Raw genomic sequence first — 21,407 nt, forward strand, 5'->3', positions numbered from 1 at the left:
CGGCGGCCTCGACCGGCTCGGCGGCCCGCCGCTCGACCGCGCCGGGGCGGCCCGCGACGCCGAGGGCGGAGCGGACCGGCCGCTCGGAGCGCCCGACCGCCCGGTCACCGCGCCCGGTCGGCCGGTCACCGCGCCCGATCGGCCGGTCACCGCGCCCGATCGGCCGGTCACCGCGCCCCGTCGGCCGGTCGGCCCGTGCGCCGGCCCGCTCGGCACGGCCGCCGGCCTGGTCAGCACGCCCGCCGGCCCGCTCCCCGGCACGCTCGGCACGGCCCCCGGCCTGGGAAGCACGCGCACCGGCACGCTCGGTACGCCCGCCGGCATGGTCGGTACGCCCGCCGGCACGGTCGCTGCGGGCGGCGGAACGGTCGCTCCACCCGCCGACGCGGTCGCTGCGCCCACCGGCGCGATCGGCGCGGGCACCGGAGCGGTCGGCGCGGTCGCCAGCACGGTCGGTACGCCCGCCAGCACGGTCAACACGGTCGGTACGCCCGCCGGCGTGGTCGGCACGTCCGCCGGCACGGTCGCTGCGGGCTCCGGTGCGGTCACCGTACGCGCCGGAGCGGTCGCTGCGCGCCTGGGAACGGGAGGAGTGGTCATCGCGTGGCATCGGCAAGCTCTTCTACGTTGTCGGGGAGGAACGGGGCCAGGGGCGGCAGCTCGTCGACGGTGTTCAGCCCGAGCTTCTCCAGGAACATCGTGGTGGTGCGGTACAGGAACGCGCCGCTCTCCGGCTCGGTGCCGCACTCCTCCACCAGGCCCCGGGAGACCAGGGTACGGAGCACCCCGTCACAGTTGACACCCCGGATGGCGGAGATCCGGGACCGGGTCACCGGCTGCTTGTAGGCGACCACCGCCAGGGTCTCCAGCGCGGCCTGGGTCAGCCGTACCGACTGCCCGTCCAGCACGAACCGCTCCACGTACCCGGCGTATTCCGGCCGGGTGTAGAGCCGCCAGCCACCGGCCGCCCGACGCAGCTCGAAACCGTACCCTGCGGCGGTGTACCCGGCGGCGATCTCGTCGAGCATCCGCCCGACCCGTTCCGCCGGCTGCTCCACCACCTGCGCGAGGACCAGCTCGCTGACCGGCTCGTCGACCACCAGCAGGATCGCCTCCAGCGCCCCGCGCAGCTCCGCGTCGGCCAGCACCGCCGACACGGGTTCCGGCGCCGCCCGGCGCCCCCGTCCCCGGCGGCCCGCCGGCCGCGCCCCGGCGACCTCCGCCGCCGGCTCACCGGCCCCGGTGGCGGGTGTGGGCGCTTCCGTCCCGGCCGGTGCCGGGCCCTGACCGGGCCTGTCCGGCACCCGCTCCGGCGCGGCGGTCACGTCCGGCTCGGGCGCGGGAGCCGCCCCTGGTCCGGGCACGAAGGCCGCCGCCGGCTCCGAGGCGGACATCACGTCCGGTTCCGGCGCGGGGGCCACGGCCGGCTCGGTTGCGGAGGTTACGGCCGGCTCGGCTGCGGAGGCCGGCTCCGGGGCGGGGTCCACCGCCGGTTCCGCTTCGGGGGTGGTGGGGCGGCGCTCGGGGGCCCACGGGGGTACCCAGGCGGCGGCCTGCTCGGCCAGGGAGTCCCGGCGCTCCTCGTTGCTCATCCCACTCGCTCCTCGTTCGTCCCCGCCGCCCCGGTGCCGCCCGGCTCGACCCGGTCGGCCCCGTTCGTCCCCAGGGGAGCGATCTGCCCGGTGGTGTCCGGTCCCCGCCCCTCGGCGGCCGGGTCGGACGACGGCGGATTGTCCGGTTCCGGGCGGTCCGTGCCGGCGTACTCGTCGATGGTCAACTCCGGGCCGCCCTCCGCCGGGCCGGTCCAGCGTACGGTCAGCTCCTCCAGGGCCTGGTCCTGCGTGAACACGACCAGCCCCTCCCGGTACAGCTCCAGCAGGGCGAGGAAGCGCGCCACCACCTCGAGGGTGGCCTCGCAGTCGGCGCAGAGCAGCGAGAAGGTCGCGGTGCCGGCCCGGCGCAGCCGGGCCGTGAGGATCGCCGCGTGCTCGCGCACGCTGACCCGCACCATGTGCACGTGGGCGATGCTGACCTCCGGCACCGGTTTCGGGGTCATCGCCCGCACCGCCAGGGTACGCAGCCGCTCCGGTCCGATGCCGAGGACCAGGTCGGGCAGCGCCTCGGCGTACCGGGGCTCCAGGGCGACCGCCCGGGGGTACCGGCGTCCGCCGACCGCCTCCAGTTCGGCGATGTGCGCCGCCGCCTCCTTGTACGCCTTGTACTGCAACAGCCGGGCGAAGAGCAGGTCCCGCGCCTCCAGCAGGGCCAGGTCCTCCTCGTCCTCCACCTCGGCGGCGGGCAGCAGCCGGGCGGCCTTCAGGTCGAGCAGGGTGGCGGCGACGAGCAGGAACTCGCTCGCCTCGTCGAGGTCCCACCGGTCGTCCATGGCCCGGATGTAGGCGATGAACTCGTCGGTGACCCGGTGCAGGGCCACCTCGGTGACGTCGAGCTTGTGCTTGCCGATCAGTTGCAGCAGCAGGTCGAACGGTCCGGTGAAGTTGTCCAGCCGGACGGTGAAGCCGGCGCTCTCCTCCGCCGCCGGGCCCGCCGTGTCCCCGGTCGGGTCCGTCGTCGCCCCGGCCCGCGGGGACGGCACCGGCGGGGCCGGTGCGGTCTCGTCCGACGAGGTCGGTGGGTCCAGGGGCGGGGCGGTCACCCGACGACCGTAGTCGACGGGGTGGGCAGGTCGACGCGCCGGTGCACCTACCGCTCCGCCTGCGCGGCGATCACCTCACGGGCCAACTGCCGGTAGTTGCGGGCACCGGACGAGGCCGGGTCGAGCGTGGTGATCGGGGCCCCGGCGACGGTCGACTCGGGGAACTTCACCGTCTTGGTGATCACGGTCTGGTACACCTTGTCGCCGAACGCCTCCACCACCCGTTGCAGCACCTGACGGCAGTGGGTGGTGCGGCTGTCGTACATGGTGGCGAGGATGCCCTCCAACTCCAGGTCGAAGTTGAGCCGCTCCCGCACCTTGTCGATGGTGTCCAGCAGCAGCGCCACACCCCGCAGGCTGAAGAACTCGCACTCCAACGGGATCAGCACGCCGTGCGCGACGGTCAGCGCGTTGATCGCCAGCAGGCCGAGCGACGGCTGGCAGTCGATCAGGATGTAGTCGTACTCCTTGCGGATGCTCTTGAGCACCCGCGCCAGGGCCATCTCCCGGGCGACCTCGTTGACCAACTGGATCTCGGCCGCCGAGAGGTCGATGTTGGCCGGCAGCAGGTGCAGCCCGGCCACGTCGGTCTTGATCAGGACGTCCTCGGCGGTGACGTCGTCCTGCATCAGCAGGTTGTAGACCGACAGGTCCAGGTTGTGCGGGTTGACCCCGAGGCCGACCGAGAGCGCGCCCTGCGGGTCGAAGTCGACCAGCAGCACCTTGCGGCCGTACTCGGCCAGTGCCGCGCCCAGGTTGATGGTCGTGGTGGTCTTGCCGACCCCACCCTTCTGGTTGGCCATCGCGATGATCCGGGCCGGGCCGTGCCGATCGGTCGGCATCGGCTCCGGGATGGGCTTGCGCATCGTGTACGCCGCCGGATCCGCCGGTCCCAGGTCCGCGCCGAGCGACGCCTGCTGCTCGCGGAGCTCCGACGTCCAGGTCTCGGCACGGTCACCGTTGCCCGCCATGTCCTCGTTGCCCCCTCCCGACGACCACCCGGCGTCGGAACCGACCGACGTCCCTCGCGGCGCCGCTGCGCACCCCGGTTGTCGCCCCAGGAGGTCCGCGCCGATGCCGACTGTACGCCACCAGCCGCCACACCGGTCGGTACCCGTACGGCGTGTCGACTCCCCCGTCGCCGGCACACCCCCGCCGAGCAGGGAGATCGACCGTACCCGGCGGATCGCGCCGGGCTCACCGGGCCCGGGGGTGCGCGGTGGCGTACACCTCCCGGAGCCGGTCCACGGTGACCAACGTGTACACCTGCGTGGTGGTCACCGAGGCGTGCCCGAGCAGTTCCTGCACCACCCGCACGTCGGCGCCGCCGTCGAGCAGGTGGGTGGCGTAGGAGTGGCGCAGCGTGTGCGGGGAGACCGCCTGCGGGCCGTCGACCGGCAACCGGGCCCGCTGCGCGGCCCGCCGCAGGATGGTCCAGGCGCCCTGCCGGGTCAGCGGGCCGCCCCGGGCGTTGACGAAGACCGCCGGGGTGCCCCGGCCGGCGGCGAGCAGCGCCGGGCGGCCCCGCACCAGCCAGGCCCGCAGCGCCTGCACCGCGTACCCGCCGACCGGGACGAGCCGGGTCCGGCCGCCCTTGCCGCGCAGCAGCACCGTGCCCTCCTCGACGGCCAGGTCGTCGACGGCGGCGCCGACCGCCTCGGAGATCCGCGCCCCGGTGCCGTACAAAAACTCCAGCAGCGCCCGGTCGCGCAGCGCCAGCGGCGCGCCCTCGCCGGTCGTGGTCGTCGCGCCGGCGGTCTCCAGCAGGCGCACCACGTCGTCGACCGGCAGGGCCCGGGGCAGCCGGCGTGGCGGCGTCGGCGGGCGCACGTCGCGGCTCGGGTCACCGCCGCTCAGCCCTTCCCGCAACGCGAACCGGTGCAGGCCGCGTACCGCGCTGGCCGCCCGCGCCGTCGACGAGGCCGCCAGCGGCGGGTGCGCGTCGTCCCCGGCACGCAGCCGGGCCAGGTGGCGCTCGACCTGGCCGGGGCCGACGGCGGCCAGGTCGGTGACGCCGGCCCCGGCCAGGGTCGCCAGGTAGCGCTCCAGGTCCCGCCGGTACGAGGCGAGGGTGTTGGCCGACAGTCCACGTTCGACGCTCAGGTGGTCGAGGTACCCGCGCACGGCCCGCACCAGGGCCGGCGCGGGTGTCGGGCCGGCGTCGACGGCCACCGGCACCTGCGACTCCACCGACTCCGCCGGCACGCCGGGCCTCAGCCGAGGACGTCGGCCAGCGGGGTCGCGGCCATGCCGTGCGCCTCCGCGACCGGGCCGTAGGTCACCCGCCCGTCGTGGGTGTTCAGGCCCAGCGCCAGCGCCGGGTCGCGGCGCAGCGCCTCCCGCCAGCCGTGGTTGGCCAGTTCCAGCGCGTACGGCAGGGTGACGTTGGTCAGCGCGTACGTGCTGGTGTGCGGCACCGCGCCGGGCATGTTCGCCACGCAGTAGAAGATCGACTCGTGCACCCGGTAGGTGGGCTCGGCGTGCGTGGTGGGCCGGGAGTCCTCGAAGCAGCCGCCCTGGTCGATGGAGATGTCCACCAGCACGCTGCCCGGCTTCATCCGGGACACCAGCTCGTTGCTGATCAGCGTCGGCGCCTTCGCCCCCGGCACGAGGACCGCCCCGATGACCAGGTCCGCGTCGAGCACCGCCCGCTCCACCTCGTACGCGTTGGAGGCGATTGTCTGCAGGTGGCCCCGGTAGATGGCGTCGGCCTGGCGCAGCCGCCCGACGTTCTTGTCCAGCAGCAGCACCTCGGCCTGCAGGCCGAGCGCGATCGCGGCGGCGTTCATGCCGGAGACCCCGGCGCCGATGACCACCGTCTTGGCCGCGTACACCCCGGAGACGCCGCCCATCAGCACGCCCCGCCCGCCGCCCTGCCGCTGCAGGTGGTACGCCCCGACCTGGGGGGCGAGCCGACCGGCCACCTCGGACATCGGGGCGAGCAGCGGCAGCGACCGGTCGGGCAGCTCCACCGTCTCGTACGCGATGCCGGTGACCCCCCGGTCGACGAGCGCGTCGGTGCACGCCTTGGAGGCGGCCAGGTGCAGGTAGGTGAAGAGGACCTGCCCGGCGCGCATCCGGTGGTACTCCTCGGCGACCGGCTCCTTGACCTTGAGCACCAGCTCCGCCGCCGCCCACACCTCGTCGGCGTCGGCCAGGACCTTGGCTCCGGCGGCGGCGAACTCCTCGTCGGTGATGCTGGAGCCGGCCCCGGCGCCGGACTCGACGAACACCTGGTGTCCAGCGCGGACGAACTCGTTGACGCCCGCCGGGGTGATCGCCACCCGGTACTCGTGGTTCTTGACCTCGCGGGGGATTCCGACCTTCACGATCGTGACACCTTTCTCCCGGGACCGGGGGTCGCCCGGCTGTCCGGTGCGCGGCGGCCCCGTTGCCGACGCCGTCCACCGGTCCCGTCGGCGGCAGTCTAGGGCGGACCGCCCGCACCCGGCAGCCGGCAGTGTGACAGCTACCGCCCTGCCAAGCTGACAACATGTCAGGAGGATCCGGCTGCCGGTCGATATCGCCTCGGCCGTCCGGCCATTATCGCCCCCTCACCCACCCCGCGCTGCGAAAGCGGTTGCGATGGATCATTAAGGTGACGCCTCATGACCACTCCTCCGTATCAGCAGTACCCCGCGAACGTCTCGGACAAGAGCAAGCTCGTCGCGGGTCTCCTCGGTATCCTGCTCGGCGGCTTCGGCGCCGGCCGGTTCTACATGGGCGACACCAAGACCGGTGTCCTGCAGCTCGTGGTAAGCCTCGTGACCTGCGGCATCGGCGGCATCTGGGGCTTCATCGACGGCATCCTGATCCTGGTCAACGGTGGCGTCGACGGCCAGGGCCGGCCGCTGCGGGACTGACCCCGCGCCGGGGCGGTCGGTCCGCGACGCAGCGGACCGCACCGCCCGGCGACCGGGCCGGCGCCACGGCGGACCGGCCCGCCCCTGGCCGGGCCCGACCCCACGTCGGGGACGGCCCCCTCGGGGGACGGCCCCACGTCGGCGACGACCACTGGGCCCGCCCACCCGGCAGGCCCGGGTCCCGACGGGCCGGGTCCGTTCCGTTCCCACCACACGGCAACCGGGGCCGCGCGGTCACCCGCGCGGCCCCGGTTCCACGTCCACACCCCCGCAGCCGCCGACACGCGCCGCGACGCGACGGGGGCGGTGAGAAGGGGACCCCTCTCGACCGCAGGCGTTAAGAAGGGGCCCTTCCTTACCCCGGCAGCGGGGCGTCCGCGCGACGCAGCACCGACCAGCCGGTGTCCCGGGCCCGCACGGTGGCCAGCAGACCCGCCACGCACGCCGCGTTGGTGATCTCACCGGCCAGCACCATCCGCACTGCCTCGTCCAGGTCGAGCCGCACCACCTGCATGTCGGCCTCCTCGTCGTGCCGCTGGTGACGCCGGTCGGCCGGCACGTCGGCCAGGTCCCGGGCGAGGAAGATCCGCACCAGCTCGTTGGTGAACCCCGGCGAGCTGTTCATGTCGACCAGCAGGTCCAGCCGGCCCGCGGTCAGGTCGACCTCCTCGGCCAGTTCCCGCAGCGCCGCCGCCGGCAGGTCCTCACCCTCGACGTCGGTCAGCCCCGCCGGCAGCTCCCACAGGTGCCGCCCGACCGGGTGCCGGTACTGCCGCACCAGCACCACCTGACCGGCGGCGTCGAGCGCGACCACGGCGACCGCGCCGACGTGGCGCACCCAGTCCCGGTTCGCGGTCCCCCCGCCGGGCATGGTGACCTCGTCGCTGAGCACCGTGAAGATCCGGCCGGCGTACCGCTCCTCGCGGGCACGCAGCTCGTAGCGGTGCTCGATTGCGCTCACGAGGCCGACCCGGCGGTCGCCGGGGCCGGTCCGGCCGCCCCGTCCAGGTCCACCGGAAGCTGGTCGGCCTCCGAGTAGTCGATGGCGGCCCGGACGAACGCGGCGAAGAGCGGGTGCGGGCGGGTGGGCCGGCTCTTCAGCTCCGGGTGTGCCTGGGTGGCCACGAAGAACGGGTGCAGCTCCCGGTCCAGCTCGACGAACTCGACCAGTCGCCCGTCCGGCGAGGTGCCGGAGATCCGCATGCCGGCGCGGGCCAGCGCGTCCCGGTAGGCGTTGTTCACCTCGTACCGGTGCCGGTGCCGTTCGCTGACCTCGGTGGTGCCGTACGCCTCGGCCACGATCGACCCCTCGGCCAGTGTCGCCGGGTACGCCCCGAGCCGCATCGTGCCGCCCAGGTCGCCCTTGCCGGCGACGATGTCCTGCTGGTCGGCCATGGTGGCGATGACCGGGTGGGTGGCCTCCTCGTCGAACTCCAGCGAGTTCGCCCCGTCCAGCCCGCCCCGGTGCCGGGCCACCTCGATCGCCATGCACTGCAGGCCGAGGCAGAGCCCGAGCAGCGGCACCTGGTGCTCCCGGGCGTGCCGGGCGGTCCCGATCTTGCCCTCGATGCCCCGGACACCGAACCCGCCGGGGATGACGATGCCGTCCACCCCGGCCAGCGCCGCCGCCGCACCCGTCGGGGTGACGCAGTCGTCGCTGGGCACCCAGCGCAGCTTCACCCGGGCCCGGTGGCCGAACCCGGCGGCCCGGATCGCCTCGCTGACCGACAGGTACGCGTCGGGCAGGTCCACGTACTTGCCGACCACCGCCACGGTGACCGTGTGCCGGGGCTGGTGCACCCGGTCCAGCAGGTCGTCCCAGCGGGTCCAGTCCACGTCCCGGAAGGAGAGCCCGAGCCGGCGCACCACGTACGCGTCGAGGCCCTCGCGGTGCAGCACCTTCGGGATGTCGTAGATGCTCGGCGCGTCCGGGGCGGCCACCACCGCTTCCCGGTCGACGTCGCAGTAGAGCGACAGCTTGTGCTTGAGCTTGTCCGGGATCTCCCGGTCGGAGCGGCACACGATCGCGTCCGGCTGGATACCGATGTTGCGCAACTGCGCCACCGAGTGCTGGGTCGGCTTGGTCTTCAGCTCCCCCGACGGCGCCAGGTACGGCACCAGCGACACGTGCAGGTAGAAGCAGTTGTCCCGGCCCAGGTCGTGGCGGACCTGCCGGATCGCCTCCAGGAACGGCAGCGACTCGATGTCGCCGACCGTGCCGCCGACCTCGGTGATCACCACGTCCGGCACCTGGCCGTCGGCGTCCGGATCGGCCATGCCCAGGATCCGGGACTTGATCTCGTTGGTGATGTGCGGGATCACCTGGACGGTGTCGCCGAGGTACTCGCCGCGCCGCTCCTTGGCGATCACGTCGGAGTAGATCTGCCCGGTGGTGACGTTCGCCTTGCCGGACAGGTCCCGGTCGAGGAACCGCTCGTAGTGCCCGACGTCGAGGTCGGTCTCGGCGCCGTCCTCGGTGATGAAGACCTCACCGTGCTGGAACGGGTTCATCGTCCCCGGGTCGACGTTGAGGTAGGGGTCGAGCTTCTGCATCACCACGCGCAGCCCGCGCGCGCTGAGCAGATTGCCGAGGCTGGAGGCGGTGAGGCCCTTACCGAGCGAGGAGGCGACGCCCCCGGTGACGAAGATGTGCCTGGTCGTCCGTGCTGTAGGGGCCAAGGCCTGCTCCCGTGTCGTCCGTTGCGGTCGTGCAGACCGCCGTGCCGATCAAGGACCGAGCAGCCAGCCGTCCCGGCTGCGGGCCATGTGATCACGCGATCCACGGGATTCCACGGTAACACCTCCCCGAGGCCGACCCGCAGGCCGCACCCGACCGGCGTACCCGCCGGTCGGCGCTCACGCGCGGGCCGGCTCCGTGGCCGACCGGGCGGCCCGCCCGGAATCGTCCACCGCGTCCCGGGTCGGCCCGCCGGCGGCCTCCACCGCCGGGTCACCGGCCACGCCGACGGCGTCCTGCGGACGGTCCCCCACCGGCTGGGTACGGTCCGCCGAGTGGCCGAGCACCCGCAGCGCGGCCAGCGCCGCCATCGGCACCACCAGGGCACTCGCCGCGCCGGCCACGTCCAGGGCGGAGCCGCTGAGCAGCCCGCCGATCCCCGCGGCGACGGCCGTACCGGCCATCGCGCCCCGGATCGCCGGGTAGATCCCGAACAGCCGCATCAGCCCACCCCAGGGCTGCATCAGCGCGAACCACACCAGCAGCGCCCCGGCCAGCGCCAGCAGGGTCAGCGGGCTGTTCACCAGGGTCTCCACGTTCGCGCTGCTGGACCGGTGCACGGTGAGCCCGCCGGTGCCGTCCCCGATCGCGGCGAGGAACCGGCCCAGGCTGCCCCGTTCCGGCGCCGGACGGCGCAGGTCCAGCACGGCGAACCCGACGGTCACCGCCAACGCGGCCATCGTCGCCCAGGCCAGCCGGCTGATCGTCAACCAGCCGCCCGCGCTGATCACCGCGGCCACACTCACCCCGGCGGTCAACGCGATCGCCCCGATCGAGTCCGACCCCAGGTACGGGCTGCCCACCACGACCACGGCCGCGCCACCGACGGCGACCATCACCATCGGCCGCCACTCCCGCCGGACCCGCTGGGCCAGCCAGCCCGCCGACAGCAGCGCCCCCGCGACGAAGACCCCCAGCCCGACGGTGCCCAGCCCGGCGTACCGGCCCCCCTGCAACGCCGAGTACCCGACCACCCCGTTGAGCTGCAACCGCGCCCCGGTGAGCACGTCCGCGCCGACGACCAGGGTGGCGAGCCCGGCGACCGCGCCCAGCGGCCCCAACGTCGCCGCGTGCCCGGGCGCCCGGCGCACCAGCGTGGTCGCGGCGACCAGCACCACCACCGTCACCAGGGCGAAGGACCAGCCGGCGTGCTCGCCCCGCCACCACGGCACCAGGTCGGCCAGCAGCGCCGCCGGCACCGCCAGCGCGGCGGCCACGAGCAGCACCTCCACCACGGCCACCACCCGCGGCGACGCCGGTTGCGGCCCCACCGGGCCGGGTTGGCGGCGGGCCCGGCGCAGCACCGGCAGCACCGCCAGCGCGAGCAGCACCTGCCCCACCGCGAGGACCACGAAGTACCAGTCCGCCACCCGTCGCTGCGCGCCGGCCTCCCGGTCGGCGTCGGCCGACGCGCTGATCGCGCTCGCCAGGTCCGCCGGCCGGCCCTCCACCGACGTCGCCGGCCGGCCGATGAACAGCCGCTCCGGCATCGGGCGGCCCAGCACGGCGAGCGCGGTCGGCGCCAGGTCGACCAGTTGCAGGTAGCCCTGACGGGCGGTGGTCGCCGAGGTCAGCCAGCCGTTCTCCCAGCCGGGCCCGTCGGCGACCACCACGTGCAGCCGCGACGGCTGCTCGGTGTCGGCGACCCCGGCCACCACGACCAGGGACCTCGGCGGCCGGGCGGCGAGCACCCGGGCCAGGTCGGCGTCGGCGCGGCGGACCGCCTCGGCCCGGACCGCCCGGTCCTCCCCGGCGACCGTGCCCAGGTCGACGATGCTGAGCACGCAGGACCCGAGCAGTTCCGCCGGGTCGTCCGGCAGCCCCGGGGCGTACCGGTCCACCCGGCCGAACGGCCGGGCCGCGGCCACCGCCGCGCCCGGGCCCACCGCGACCGAGCAGCGCACCGACTCCGACAGCGCCCCGGGCACCGCGCCCCAGGGGAGCCGGTCCTGGTTGTGCAGCACCACGCTCTCCTGGCCGGGCAGGTTCGCGCCGATCCCGTCGGGCTGCTCGACCACCACCCCGTCCACCGGGCAGGCGTCCGGCGGGCGGCTGCCGTCCCAGGCCGCGTAGTTGCCGGCACCCAACGTCAACCACCCGTCGACGGGGCAGGTGGGGCGCTGCGCGGAGCGCGCCGACAGGGACCCGATCGAGCCCTCCCGGGCCATCCGCCACAGCGTCGGCGTGGTCTCCGGGTCGACGTCGTCCCAGCGCAGCCCGGCCATCCCGACCAGGACCACGTAGTCGGCGCTGCGCTGCGGGGTGCCGGTGCCCGGCCGGACGGTCAGCGCGGTGACCGCCAGCGCCACCACGACCAGGGTCAGCAGGATCGGCGCGGCGCGGCGCAGCAGCGTCGGCGACACCCGGCGCGGCATCACCGGCGTCCCGTCGACGGGGTGCCGGCGGCCGGGTCCGCGCCCCGCCGTGCCGGCGCGGGGACCAGTTCGGCGTAGAGGGCGGCCAGGTCGGCGACGGTGTCCTGCTCGGTCGGCCAGGTGCCGGCCCGCGCCCGACCCCGGGCGGCCAGGTCGGCGCGCAGCGCCGGGTCGTCGAGCAGGCTCCGCACCGCCGTGTCGACCGCGTCCACGTCCCCGGCCGGCACCAGCAGCGCCGCGTCCCCGACCAGGTCCGGCAGGCCGCCGACCTCGGTCGCCACCAGCGGCACCCCGGCCCGCAGCGCCTCCTGGGCGAACAACTGCCGGGCCTCCCAGTCGCTGGTCACCACGGCCACGTCCGCGCCGGCCAGCAGGTCGGCCACGTCGTCGCGGTGCCCGAGCAGGGTCACCGGGGCGCGGGCGGCGGAGATCCGCGCGGCGACCGGCAGGTACGCCGGGCCGCTGCCGGCGACCACCACCACCGGCGACGGGGTCCGGGTCCGCCACCGGGCGGCGGCGTCGACCAGGACGTCGTACCGTTTCTGCGGGTGCAGCCGGCCGACGGAGAGCACCAGGGGCTGCGCGCCGACCACCCCGAACTCGGCCCGCACGGCGGCCCGGCGTCGCCGGGGCGCGGGCAGCGTCGGCGCGGCGACCGGCGCGAGCCGGGCGTCGGCCGCGCCCAGCGCCCGGGCCCGCTCGACCAGGTCGGCGGAGGCGCCCAGGCCCACCCGCACCGACCGGGCGACCGTCCGCTCGGCCAGCCGCGACAACCGGCCCCGCAGCCCTCCGGCGAGCACCGCGTTGTGCCAGGTCACCACCAGCGGCACCGCCGGGCGGGCGAGCACGGCGACCAGACCGGCCCGCAGGCCGTGGGCGTGCACCACGTCGACGGCGACGGTGGCCAGGGTCCGCCGCAGCGCGACCACGGCCCGCGCGTCGGCCGGCGTCGGCGTGGCCGGGATCTCCACCGGAACGAACCGCGCCCCGACGCCGGTGAAGGCGAACTGCTCCTCGGTGGCGGCGGGCCCGCACACCAGCACGGCGACCCCGGCGGCGGTCAGCCCCCGGGCCACCGAGCGCACGTGCTGCCCGACCCCGCCGGTGCTGGAGGCGAGGACCAGGGCCACCGCGCCGGGCCACCGGGGCGACACGTCCGCCCCGCCGCCGTCCGCGATCACGGAGTCGGTCACCGGGCCCGCCTTCCAACCTCGCGCCGCGCGCTCACCGGGACACCGTCTCCTTCCCGTCACCCCGCTCGGGGGGACCGTCGTCCTCGGGCCCACCGGGACGGGCCGCGCCACCGCGCCGGGCCGCCCCGCCGAGGCGGCGCAGCACCCCGTCGATCAGGGGCCGCACGTCCCGCCGGTCGATCACCAGGGCCACGGCGAGGAAGATCGCACCCACCACGGCTCCCGACAGCATGCCCTGACCGAGTGCCACCGGTTTCGCCGGGGTGCCGTCGGTCGCGCCGGCCAGCCACGCCGCGACGGCGGCGCCGACGAGCGCGGCCGGCACCCCGGCCAGGGTCGCCGCGACCGCCGCCCGGCCCAGGCCGGCCAGCGCCGCCCGCCCCGCCGTGCGCCGGACCGCGACGACCAGCAGGACGCCGAGCAGCGTCATCCCCACCGAGTTGGCCACCGCGACCGCGAGCACCCGCTGGCTCAGCGGCAGCACCGCGGCGAGCAGCAGGGCCGCCACCGGCACCAGCAGCCAGCCGGCCACCGTCGCCACCGTCGCCGCGCGGGCCTCCCCCCGGGCGTACAGGGCCCGGGTGAGCACGGCGAGCAGCCCGTAGCCGACCAGCCCCGGCGCGAAGCCGACGATCGCCCCGGCCGCCACCCCGGCGGCGTCGCCGGTGAAGAAGAACGCCCCGACCGGCGCCGCCGTGCCGACCAGCGCGGCGGCGCCGAGGGCGCTGAACAGCAGCACCCCGCGCGCCGCCGGGGCCAGGGTCCGCCGGTAGGTCTCCTCGTCCCCGGTGGCCCGGGCCGCGGCGAGCGTCGGGTACGCCGCCACCGCCAGCGGCACCGCCAGCACCGCCCAGGGCAGCAGGTAGACCGTCTGGGCGAGCTGGTACACCACCGGGTCACCCGACCCGCCGTAGGTCACCTGGTTGAGGCTGACGATCAACGCCACCTGCTGCGCCGTCACGGTGCACGCCCCGGCCACCGCGAGCCCACCCACCCGGGTCCGCGCGTCGGCCGGGAAGGCGAACCCGGGCCGGATCCGCAGCCCCAGCCGCGACAGCGGCGCCAGCAGCGACAGCGACAGCACCACCACGCCGAGCGTGGTACCCGCCGACAGCAGCAGCTCACCCGGCACGGACGTCCCGGCGATGGTGGCGAACCGCCCCTCGGCGGCGGTGAACCCGAGGTACACGCCGACCACGGTGAGGCTGGACAGCAGCGGCGCCAGCACCGGCCAGGCGAACCGGCGGTGCGCCTGCAACACGCCGGTCAGCACGATCCCGACCCCGTACAGCGGAAGCTGCGGGACGAACACCCGCAGCATCCGGGCACCGGTCTCCTGCTGCTCGGGTGACAGACCGGCACCGACCAGCCCGACGATCGGCCCGGCCAGCAGCGCCACCAGCACCGCCAGCGGCACCAGCAGACACACCGTCCAGGTCAGCAGCGCGGAGGTGGTCCGGGCCACCGCCGCCCGGTCCCCGGCGGCGACCGCGCCGGCCAGCACCGGCACGACCAGGCTGGCCAGCGCCCCACCGGCGACGATCTCGAAGATGAAGTTCGGCACCGCGTTGGCCGCCACGTAGGCCCCACCCAGGTCGGTGGGGCCGAGCGTCCAGGTGAACACGGCGGTCCGGCCGAAACCGGCGAGCCGGCTGAGCACGGTCAGCACGGCGATGAGGGTGGCCGCTCCGGCCACCCGGCCGGCGCCGGCGAGGGGAGCCGGGGTCGTCACGTCAGTCGCGGCGGCGGCCCAGCTCGTCCAGCTCCCGCAGGCCCGGGGTCCGCGCGATGACCTGGGTGAAGCTGACCTTCTCGCTGGCCGCGGTCAGCCCGGCGAGCACGGCCAGCGCCGCCGCCCGGCCCACCGGGCCGCACCGCGCCGCCAGGCCGACCCCGAGCAGGGCGCCCAGCGCGTTCGCGCCGCTGTCGCCGACCATCACCCGCTCGTCGAGGTCCGCGTCGAGCAGCCCGGCCGCGGCGCCCACCGCCCCGGCGGCGATGCCGCCGTGCGGGCCCCGGGTCAGCGGCGCGCCGAGCAGCAGTCCCGACTTCACCGCCCGCCCCGGCCGCAGGTCGAGCAGGTTGACCAGGTTCGCGGTGCCGGCGACCACGCCAGCGCCGAGCAGCACGTCCACCGTCCGGCCCACGACGCCCTGCCGCTGCCGGTGCCGGTGCGCCCGCACGGTCGGGTCGGCGGCGAGCAGCGCCGCCGCGCCGAGACCGGCCGCGCCCACCCCGACGACCTTGACCAGGCCGGCGGTGACCCGCCCCTCCCGCAGCGCCGCCAGGTGCCCGGCGAACCCCTTCGCCGCCTTCTGCTCCGGCCGTGCGCCCACCACGTCGTCGTAGAGCCCGACCGCGCCGGCGCCGACCCCGGCCACCAGCGCCGCCGCCCCGGCGGGCACGCTCGGCGCGCCCAGCGCCCCGGCCCCCGCCGCCCCGGCGGCCAGCGCCGGCCCGGCGGCCAGGGTCACCGTCCGGCCCCGGAAGTTCGTCCGCTCCAACTGCGGCCCGACCGGCGCGCTGCGGACCTCCCGCAGCAGGTACCGCGCGGCGGCGGCCCCGGCGCCCGCGACCAGCAACCGTCCCAGCAGGCTCACGCGGGCACTCCCGTCACGAGGTGGTGGAATCCCGGCAGGAAAGGGGATCGTCGGCTCACTCGGGCAGTTTAGGCATCCGCGCGGCGGCGTTGTCGCCCACGCCGTACTGTCCGGCCTTCTTCTCGGTCACCTGCTGCACCAACGCCAGGACCGTGACCAACTGGCCCGTCACCGTGTTGGCGTTGTCGACCGTGGAGATCGACTGCGACAGCACCGGGTCGCCACGCACGATGGCCACCAGGTTCCCGCCGGTCCACCCGTTGCCGGCCACCACGGTCGCCCCGTTCCGGTCGAACTGCTCGGCGACCTTCACCACCGACTCGTCCTTCTTGCCGAAGTCCTTGTCCACGTACGGCTGGCCGCTGACCACGATCACCGCCTCCGCCGGCCCGCCCACCCGGTCCTCGGCGGCCACGTACCCGGCGTTGATGTACGCGGCCAGCACCGCCCGACGGTCGGCGTCGGTGACCGGTGTCACACCCTCGGCGCGGTCCAGCAGCACACTGGCCAGCAGCGCGCTGGAGGTCTCCACCCCGTGCCCGTTGCCCGGCAGCCCGGTGGCCGGCGCGGTCGGCCGGGCCGCCGTGGTCGCCAGCTCCATCAGGTTGTTGTTGTTCTCCGGCTCGATGAACTTGTCCTCCAGGTCCACCCGGCCCACGACGTTCGCCCCGGAGATCCGCAGCATCTCCAGCACGGCGTCGGTCTGGTCACGGCCGGACGGCAGGCTCAGCACCAGCACCCGCCGGTCGGTGAGCTGACCCGGCAGGAAGACCTGCGCCATGTCGGCGGCGAACTCCTCCTCCTGCTCCAGCTCCTTCTGCATGTTCTGCACCGACTGACGCAACAGTTGGTTGTCCTTGCTCAGCCCGTTGACCCGCTCCTTGATCGAGTCGACCACCGGGCCGTTGAGGGCCGCCGTACCCACCACCAGGCCGATCGCCAGCGCCAGGAAGACCGCGGTCAGGGACACCACGTGGTACCGGAAGTTGATCACGCTTACAGCCTCTATCGGTCGGGAGCTAGAAGAGCTGGCCGAGCTGGAACACAAAATTGTTCCACCATTCGGAGGCCACGCCCAAATACGCCTGACCGACGGTGGAGACCGCCACCGCGGAGGCCATCGCGGCCACCGCCGACAGGACCAGCAGCAGCAACGACGAGCCGGAGATGCTCTGCCGGTACAGCCGGCTGACGCCCTTGGCGTCGACCAGTTTGCCACCGACCTTCAACCGGGTCAGGAACGTGGAGGCCATCCCGCCCCGCCCCTTGTCCAGGAACTCCACCAGCGTGGCGTGCGTGCCGACCGCCACCAGCAGCGACGCGCCCTTCTCGTCGGCCAGCAGCATCGCCAGGTCCTCGCTGGTCGCCGCCGCCGGGAAGGTGATCGCCGACACACCCAGGCCGTTCACCCGGGCCAGGCCCGGCGCCCGCCCGTCCGGGTACGCGTGCACGATCACCTCCGCGCCGCAGCGCAGCACGTCGTCGGTGACCGAGTCCATGTCCCCGATGATCATGTCGGGGGTGTACCCCGCCTCGACCAGCGCGTCCGCCCCGCCGTCCACCCCGATCAGCACCGGCTTGTACTCCCGGATGTACGGGCGCAGCACGTCCAGGTCGGCCTTGTAGTCGTACCCCCGCACCACGATCAGGCAGTGCCGGCCCTGGACCTGGGTCCGGATCTCCGGTACGCCCACCCCGTCCAGCAGCAGGTCCCGTTCCTGCCGCAGGTAGTCCATGGTATTGGCGGCGAACGCCTCCAACTGCACCGACAGGCCCTCCCGGGCGTCGGCCATGGCCTTGGCCACCGTCTCGGCGTCCTGGAGGCTGCCGTGCGCCACCGGGTCGTCGCCGACGAAGACGGTGTTGCCCTCGATCCGGACGACGTCGCCCTCCCGGACCCGCTCGAACACCCCCTCACCCAGATCGTCGAGCAGCGGGATGCCGGCCTCGACCAGCACCTCCGGCCCCAGGTTCGGATACCGACCGGACACCGACGGCTTGGCGTTGAGCACCGCGGCGACACCGACGGCGACCAACGAGTCGGCGGCGACCCGGTCCAGGTCGACGTGGTCGATGATCGCGATGTCACCGGGGCGGAGCCGGCCGACCAGCCGTTTCGTGCGGCGGTCGAGGCGTGCGGTGCCGAGAACCCGGCCCGGTTCCGCGTTCCGGGTCCGGCGCAACGTGGGTAGACGCATCCTGACCATCCTGGCATGTGAGGCAGGCAATTCCGTCGCGACATGCCTGAGCAGGGCCGCCTACCCAGGGAAGCACACCCGTGCCGCCGGCGGTGTGCTTGCGCTCACAAAGCAGGATCAGCCCCGCCGCTCCCGGGCCGCCACCGCGAGCAGTTCCTCGGCGTGCGCGATCCCCAGATCCGAGTCCGGCAGGCCGGCCAACATCCGGGCCAGTTCCCGCGCCCGCGCGGTGTCCTCCACCACCCGCACCCCGCTCGTGGTCACCGCGCCCCCGGTGTCCTTCGCCACCACCAGATGCCGGTCGGCGAACGCCGCCACCTGCGGCAGATGGGTCACCACCAGCACCTGGTGGCTGCGGGCCAGCCGGGCCAGCCGCCGGCCGATCTCCACCGCCGCCTGCCCGCCGACCCCGGCGTCCACCTCGTCGAAGACCAACGTCGGCGGACCGCCCGACCCGGCGAAGACCACCTCGATGGCGAGCATCACCCGGGACAACTCACCCCCGGAGGCCCCCCGCTGCAACGGCAGCGCCGGCGCGCCCGGGTGGGCCAGCAGCCGCAGCTCGACCTCGTCCCCGCCGTCCGGGCCGACGCCCACCTCGACCCCGTTCACCAGCAGCGTCGGCTCGGCCCGGCCGGCCGGGCGGGGCAGCACCCCCACCTCGATCCGGGCGTGCGGCATCGCCAACCCCGCCAGCTCCACGGTCACCTGCTCGGCGAAGCGACCCGCCGCCTCCCGCCGCGAGGTCGACAGCCGCCCCGCCAGGTCGGCCACCTCCCCGGCCAGCCGGGTCGCCTCCCGGTCCAGCTCGTCGAGCAGGTCGTCGGAGCCGTCAAGCTCCGACAGCCGGGTCCGGGCCCGCTCCGCCCAGGCGATCACCCCGTCCACGTCGTCGGCGTACTTGCGGGTCAACGCCCGCAGCGCCGCCCGCCGCTCGTAGACCGCCTGCAACCGGGCCGGATCCGCGTCCAGCGCCGCCAGGTACGCCGACAACTCGGCCGAGACGTCCCCGACCAGCGTCGCCGCCTCCTCCAGCCGGGCCGCCAGCTCACCCAGCGCCGGGTCGGTGCCGGCCTGCGCCTCCAACGTCCGCCGGGCGGTGCCCAGCAGCGCCGTGGCGTCCGGCGTCTCGTCGGTCGGCTCCGGGGGGCCCGCCACACACAGCGACGCCAACGCCGCCGCCGTGCGCAGCCCCTCGGCGTGCTCCAGCCGCTGCGCCTCCACCTTCAGCTCGTCGTCCTCGCCGGGCTGCGGATCGACCCGGGTGATCTCGTCCAGGCCCAACCGGAGCAGGTCGGCCTCCTGGTGCCGGGCCCGGGCGTTGCCACGCCGGTCAGCCAGGTCGTCGACCACCCGTCGCCACCCCGCGTACGCCTCCCGCACCGCGTCGAGCAGCTTCTCGTGCTCCGGGCCGGCGAACCGGTCCAGCGCGGCCCGCTGCTCGGCCGGCCGCAGCAGGCGCAACTGGTCGGACTGGCCGTGCACGGCCACCACCTGCTCACCCACCTCGCCGAGCATCGCCACCGGCATGCTCCGCCCACCCAGGTGCGCCCGGGAACGGCCCTCCACGGTGACCGTCCGGCTCAACAGCACCGCACCGTCGTCGTCCGGCTCCCCGCCCGCGTCGCTGATCCGGGTGTGCACGGACTCCGCCACCCGGCCCCGCAGCCGCAACCGGCCCTCCACCACCGCCCGACCGGGCTGGGCCCGGACCCGGCCGGCGTCGGCCCGGCCGCCGAAGAGCAGGCCGAGGCCGGTCACCACCATCGTCTTGCCGGCCCCGGTCTCGCCGGTGATGACGTTCATCCCGTCGGCCAGCGGCAGCGTGGTGTCCTCGATGACGCCCAGTCCGGTGATGCGCAGCTCTTCCAGCACAGCACCCGACAGTAGACGCGGGCCCCGACAGTTGACCAGCCGGCACGGCGCGTGTTCCCACCCCGGACCGGCCCGCCCCCGCCCCGACCAGGCACGGGGCGACGCAGGTCACCCGCCGTCCCGGCGGCCCCCGACCGGGGCTGTCGGGTCAACGACGGTTACCGCGCCAGCCGTGCACCGGCAACCCGAACTTGGCCACCAGCCGGTCGGTGAACGGCCGGGCCCGCAACCGCACGATCCGCACCGGCAGCGCCCCCCGCCGCACCGTCACCCGCGCCCCCGGCGGCAGGTCGTAGACCCGCCGCCCGTCACAGCAGAGCACGGCCAGGGTGGTGAACGGGTCCACCGTGATGGCGAAGGTCGACGTGGGCGCGGTGACCAACGGCCGGCTGAACAGCGCGTGCGCGCTGATCGGCACCAGCAGCAGCGCCTCCACCTCCGGCCAGACCACCGGGCCACCACCGGAGAACGCGTACGCGGTGGAGCCGGTCGGCGTGGCGCAGACCACCCCGTCGCAGCCGTACCGGGACAGCGGACGACCGTCCACGTCGACGAGCAGCTCCAGCATCTGGGCCCGCTCGCCCTTCTCCACGCTGATCTCGTTCAGCGCCCACGACTCGATCGTCGGGCCGCCGTCGAACTCGGCGGTCACGTCCAGGGTGAGCCGTTCGTCCACCGTGTAGTTGCGCCCGACCACGTCCCGCACCGCGACGTCCAGGTCGTCGATCTCCGCCTCGGCCAGGAAACCGACCTTGCCCAGGTTGATGCCGAGCAGCGGCGCCTTCGCCGGCCGGGCCAGCTCCGCCGCCCGCAGGAACGTGCCGTCACCGCCCAGCGCGAAGACGATCTCGGCGCCCTCGGCCGCCTCCGGACCGGTCACCGGCACCACGCCGGGCAGGTCCAGGTCGTCGGCCTCCTCGGCGACCACCCGGACCTCGAAACCGGCGGCGATCAGGTCCGCCGCCACCGTGCGGGCGTGCTCGGTGCTGCGCCGTCGACCGGTGTGGGTCACCAGCAGCGCGGTCCGGCCCGCCGGGCCCCTCGCGTTCACCCCGCTACCTCCTCGGCAGTCGCCTCCGACCGGTCGCCGGACCGTACCGGAGCCGCCGGCCCGGCCGCCACCACGGCCCGTACCCGCTCCGGGTCGGCCGGCGGCGCGCCCCGGCGCAACCATACGAAGAACTCCACGTTGCCGCTGGGCCCCGGCAGCGGGCTGGCCGCCACGTCGGCCAACCCCAGCCCCGCCTCGGCGGCCGCGGCCGCCACCGCGAGCACCGCCTCGGCCCGCAACTCCGGGTCCCGGACCACCCCGCCCGCACCGACCCGCTCCCGGCCCACCTCGAACTGCGGCTTCACCATCAGGGCCAGGTCACCGTCGTCGCTGGTGCACCCGGCCAGGGCCGGCAGCACCAGCCGCAACGAGATGAACGACAGGTCCGCCACGGTCAGCTCGACCGGGCCGCCGATCAGCTCCGGGGTCAGCGCGCGCACGTTGGTGCGTTCGTGCACCCGGACCCGCTCGTCGGTGCGCAGCGACCAGGCGAGCTGGCCGTACCCGACGTCCACCGCGACCACCTCGGCCGCACCCGCGCGCAGCAGCACGTCGGTGAACCCGCCGGTCGACGCCCCCGCGTCCAGGCAGCGCCGGCCGGTCACCCGCAGCCCCGCCGGGGCGAACGCGGCCAACGCGCCGGCCAGCTTGTGCCCGCCCCGGGAGACGTACTCGGTGCTCGGATCCTCCCCGGTGACCAGCACCGCGTCGGCCAGGTCGACCATCGCGGCGGCCTTGCGGGCCGGTGTCCCCCGGACCTGGACCCGGCCGGCCTCCACCAGCGCGGCGGCCTGTTCCCGGGACCGGGCCAGACCTCGGCGGACGAGTTCGGCGTCCAACCGGTTACGACGTGCCACGG

At 75.2% G+C, this 21,407-nt stretch carries 17 protein-coding genes; 1 reads left to right on the plus strand and 16 read right to left on the minus strand.

Annotated elements, in window-relative coordinates; all coding sequences use genetic code 11:
- Positions 1-596 precede the first annotated feature (596 nt).
- From scpB to ald, 5 genes are all read right to left on the minus strand, one after another.
- Positions 597-1,592, minus strand: coding sequence for an SMC-Scp complex subunit ScpB (scpB, locus tag ACQUFX_RS13930; RefSeq protein ID WP_428966464.1), 996 nt, complete (start codon positions 1,590-1,592; stop codon positions 597-599).
- Positions 1,589-2,656 carry a segregation and condensation protein A gene (locus tag ACQUFX_RS13935; RefSeq protein WP_428966465.1) on the minus strand — a complete coding sequence of 356 codons (1,068 nt, stop codon included), beginning with the start codon at positions 2,654-2,656 and terminating at the stop codon, positions 1,589-1,591. The genes scpB and ACQUFX_RS13935 overlap by 4 nt, the downstream gene beginning before the upstream one ends.
- Positions 2,657-2,703: 47 nt before the next feature.
- The gene (locus ACQUFX_RS13940) at positions 2,704-3,627 is read right to left on the minus strand and encodes a ParA family protein (RefSeq protein ID WP_067372870.1); all 924 of its coding nucleotides are present in this window, start codon (positions 3,625-3,627) and stop codon (positions 2,704-2,706) included.
- A 226-nt stretch (positions 3,628-3,853) separates the two neighbouring features.
- Positions 3,854-4,828, minus strand: a complete 975-nt coding sequence (locus ACQUFX_RS13945; RefSeq protein WP_428966942.1) for a site-specific tyrosine recombinase XerD — start codon at positions 4,826-4,828, stop codon at positions 3,854-3,856.
- A 41-nt stretch (positions 4,829-4,869) separates the two neighbouring features.
- Complete coding sequence (ald, locus tag ACQUFX_RS13950; RefSeq protein WP_428966466.1) at positions 4,870-5,985, minus strand: alanine dehydrogenase; 1,116 nt, start codon at positions 5,983-5,985, stop codon at positions 4,870-4,872.
- Positions 5,986-6,264: 279 nt separating this feature from the next.
- Here ald and ACQUFX_RS13955 point away from each other — a divergent pair, with 279 nt between their 5' ends.
- On the plus strand, positions 6,265-6,519 hold the full coding sequence (locus ACQUFX_RS13955) for a TM2 domain-containing protein (protein WP_067372876.1): 255 nt from the start codon (positions 6,265-6,267) through the stop codon (positions 6,517-6,519).
- A gap of 355 nt (positions 6,520-6,874) precedes the next feature.
- Here the strand turns inward: ACQUFX_RS13955 and ACQUFX_RS13960 are convergent, their stop codons facing one another.
- The 11 genes from ACQUFX_RS13960 to ACQUFX_RS14010 all read right to left on the minus strand — a co-directional run bounded on the left by ACQUFX_RS13960 (position 6,875) and on the right by ACQUFX_RS14010 (position 21,405).
- Entirely contained in the window at positions 6,875-7,480 is a 606-nt protein-coding gene (locus ACQUFX_RS13960) for an NUDIX domain-containing protein (RefSeq protein ID WP_428966467.1), read from the minus strand.
- Entirely contained in the window at positions 7,477-9,198 is a 1,722-nt protein-coding gene (locus ACQUFX_RS13965; protein ID WP_067372882.1) for a CTP synthase, read from the minus strand. The genes ACQUFX_RS13960 and ACQUFX_RS13965 overlap by 4 nt, the downstream gene beginning before the upstream one ends.
- Positions 9,199-9,375: 177 nt before the next feature.
- Positions 9,376-11,607: a hypothetical protein gene (locus ACQUFX_RS13970; RefSeq protein WP_428966943.1), complete on the minus strand. Its 2,232-nt coding sequence runs from the start codon at positions 11,605-11,607 to the stop codon at positions 9,376-9,378.
- 23 nt (positions 11,608-11,630) lie between these two features.
- Positions 11,631-12,785 carry a glycosyltransferase family 4 protein gene (locus ACQUFX_RS13975; protein ID WP_428966944.1) on the minus strand — a complete coding sequence of 385 codons (1,155 nt, stop codon included), beginning with the start codon at positions 12,783-12,785 and terminating at the stop codon, positions 11,631-11,633.
- Between the two features lie 70 nt (positions 12,786-12,855).
- Positions 12,856-14,556: a murein biosynthesis integral membrane protein MurJ gene (gene murJ / locus ACQUFX_RS13980; RefSeq protein WP_428966468.1), complete on the minus strand. Its 1,701-nt coding sequence runs from the start codon at positions 14,554-14,556 to the stop codon at positions 12,856-12,858.
- Position 14,557: 1 nt separating this feature from the next.
- Positions 14,558-15,424, minus strand: coding sequence for a hypothetical protein (locus ACQUFX_RS13985; RefSeq protein WP_428966469.1), 867 nt, complete (start codon positions 15,422-15,424; stop codon positions 14,558-14,560).
- 55 nt (positions 15,425-15,479) lie between these two features.
- The gene (locus ACQUFX_RS13990; protein ID WP_428966470.1) at positions 15,480-16,418 is read right to left on the minus strand and encodes a copper transporter; all 939 of its coding nucleotides are present in this window, start codon (positions 16,416-16,418) and stop codon (positions 15,480-15,482) included.
- Positions 16,419-16,443: 25 nt separating this feature from the next.
- A complete protein-coding gene (gene steA / locus ACQUFX_RS13995) occupies positions 16,444-17,622 on the minus strand; it encodes a putative cytokinetic ring protein SteA (RefSeq protein WP_428966471.1) in 1,179 nt (392 codons plus the stop codon).
- Positions 17,623-17,739: 117 nt separating this feature from the next.
- Positions 17,740-19,497: a DNA repair protein RecN gene (gene recN, locus ACQUFX_RS14000; protein WP_428966472.1), complete on the minus strand. Its 1,758-nt coding sequence runs from the start codon at positions 19,495-19,497 to the stop codon at positions 17,740-17,742.
- A 148-nt stretch (positions 19,498-19,645) separates the two neighbouring features.
- Entirely contained in the window at positions 19,646-20,548 is a 903-nt protein-coding gene (locus tag ACQUFX_RS14005) for an NAD kinase (protein WP_428966473.1), read from the minus strand.
- Positions 20,545-21,405: a TlyA family RNA methyltransferase gene (locus tag ACQUFX_RS14010; protein WP_428966474.1), complete on the minus strand. Its 861-nt coding sequence runs from the start codon at positions 21,403-21,405 to the stop codon at positions 20,545-20,547. The genes ACQUFX_RS14005 and ACQUFX_RS14010 overlap by 4 nt, the downstream gene beginning before the upstream one ends.
- Between the last annotated feature and the right edge of the window lie 2 nt (positions 21,406-21,407).

This window comes from Micromonospora fluostatini, assembly GCF_050410825.1.
GTDB lineage: Bacteria > Actinomycetota > Actinomycetes > Mycobacteriales > Micromonosporaceae > Micromonospora > Micromonospora rosaria.

Excerpts from the sequence above, each read along its gene's own strand:
- steA (WP_428966471.1), bottom strand. The coding sequence starts at position 17,622 with ATGCGTCTACCCACGTTGCGCCGGACCCGGAACGCGGAACCGGGCCGG.
- scpB (WP_428966464.1), bottom strand. The coding sequence starts at position 1,592 with ATGAGCAACGAGGAGCGCCGGGACTCCCTGGCCGAGCAGGCCGCCGCC.
- ACQUFX_RS13940 (WP_067372870.1), bottom strand. The coding sequence starts at position 3,627 with ATGGCGGGCAACGGTGACCGTGCCGAGACCTGGACGTCGGAGCTCCGC.
- ACQUFX_RS13955 (WP_067372876.1), top strand. The coding sequence starts at position 6,265 with ATGACCACTCCTCCGTATCAGCAGTACCCCGCGAACGTCTCGGACAAG.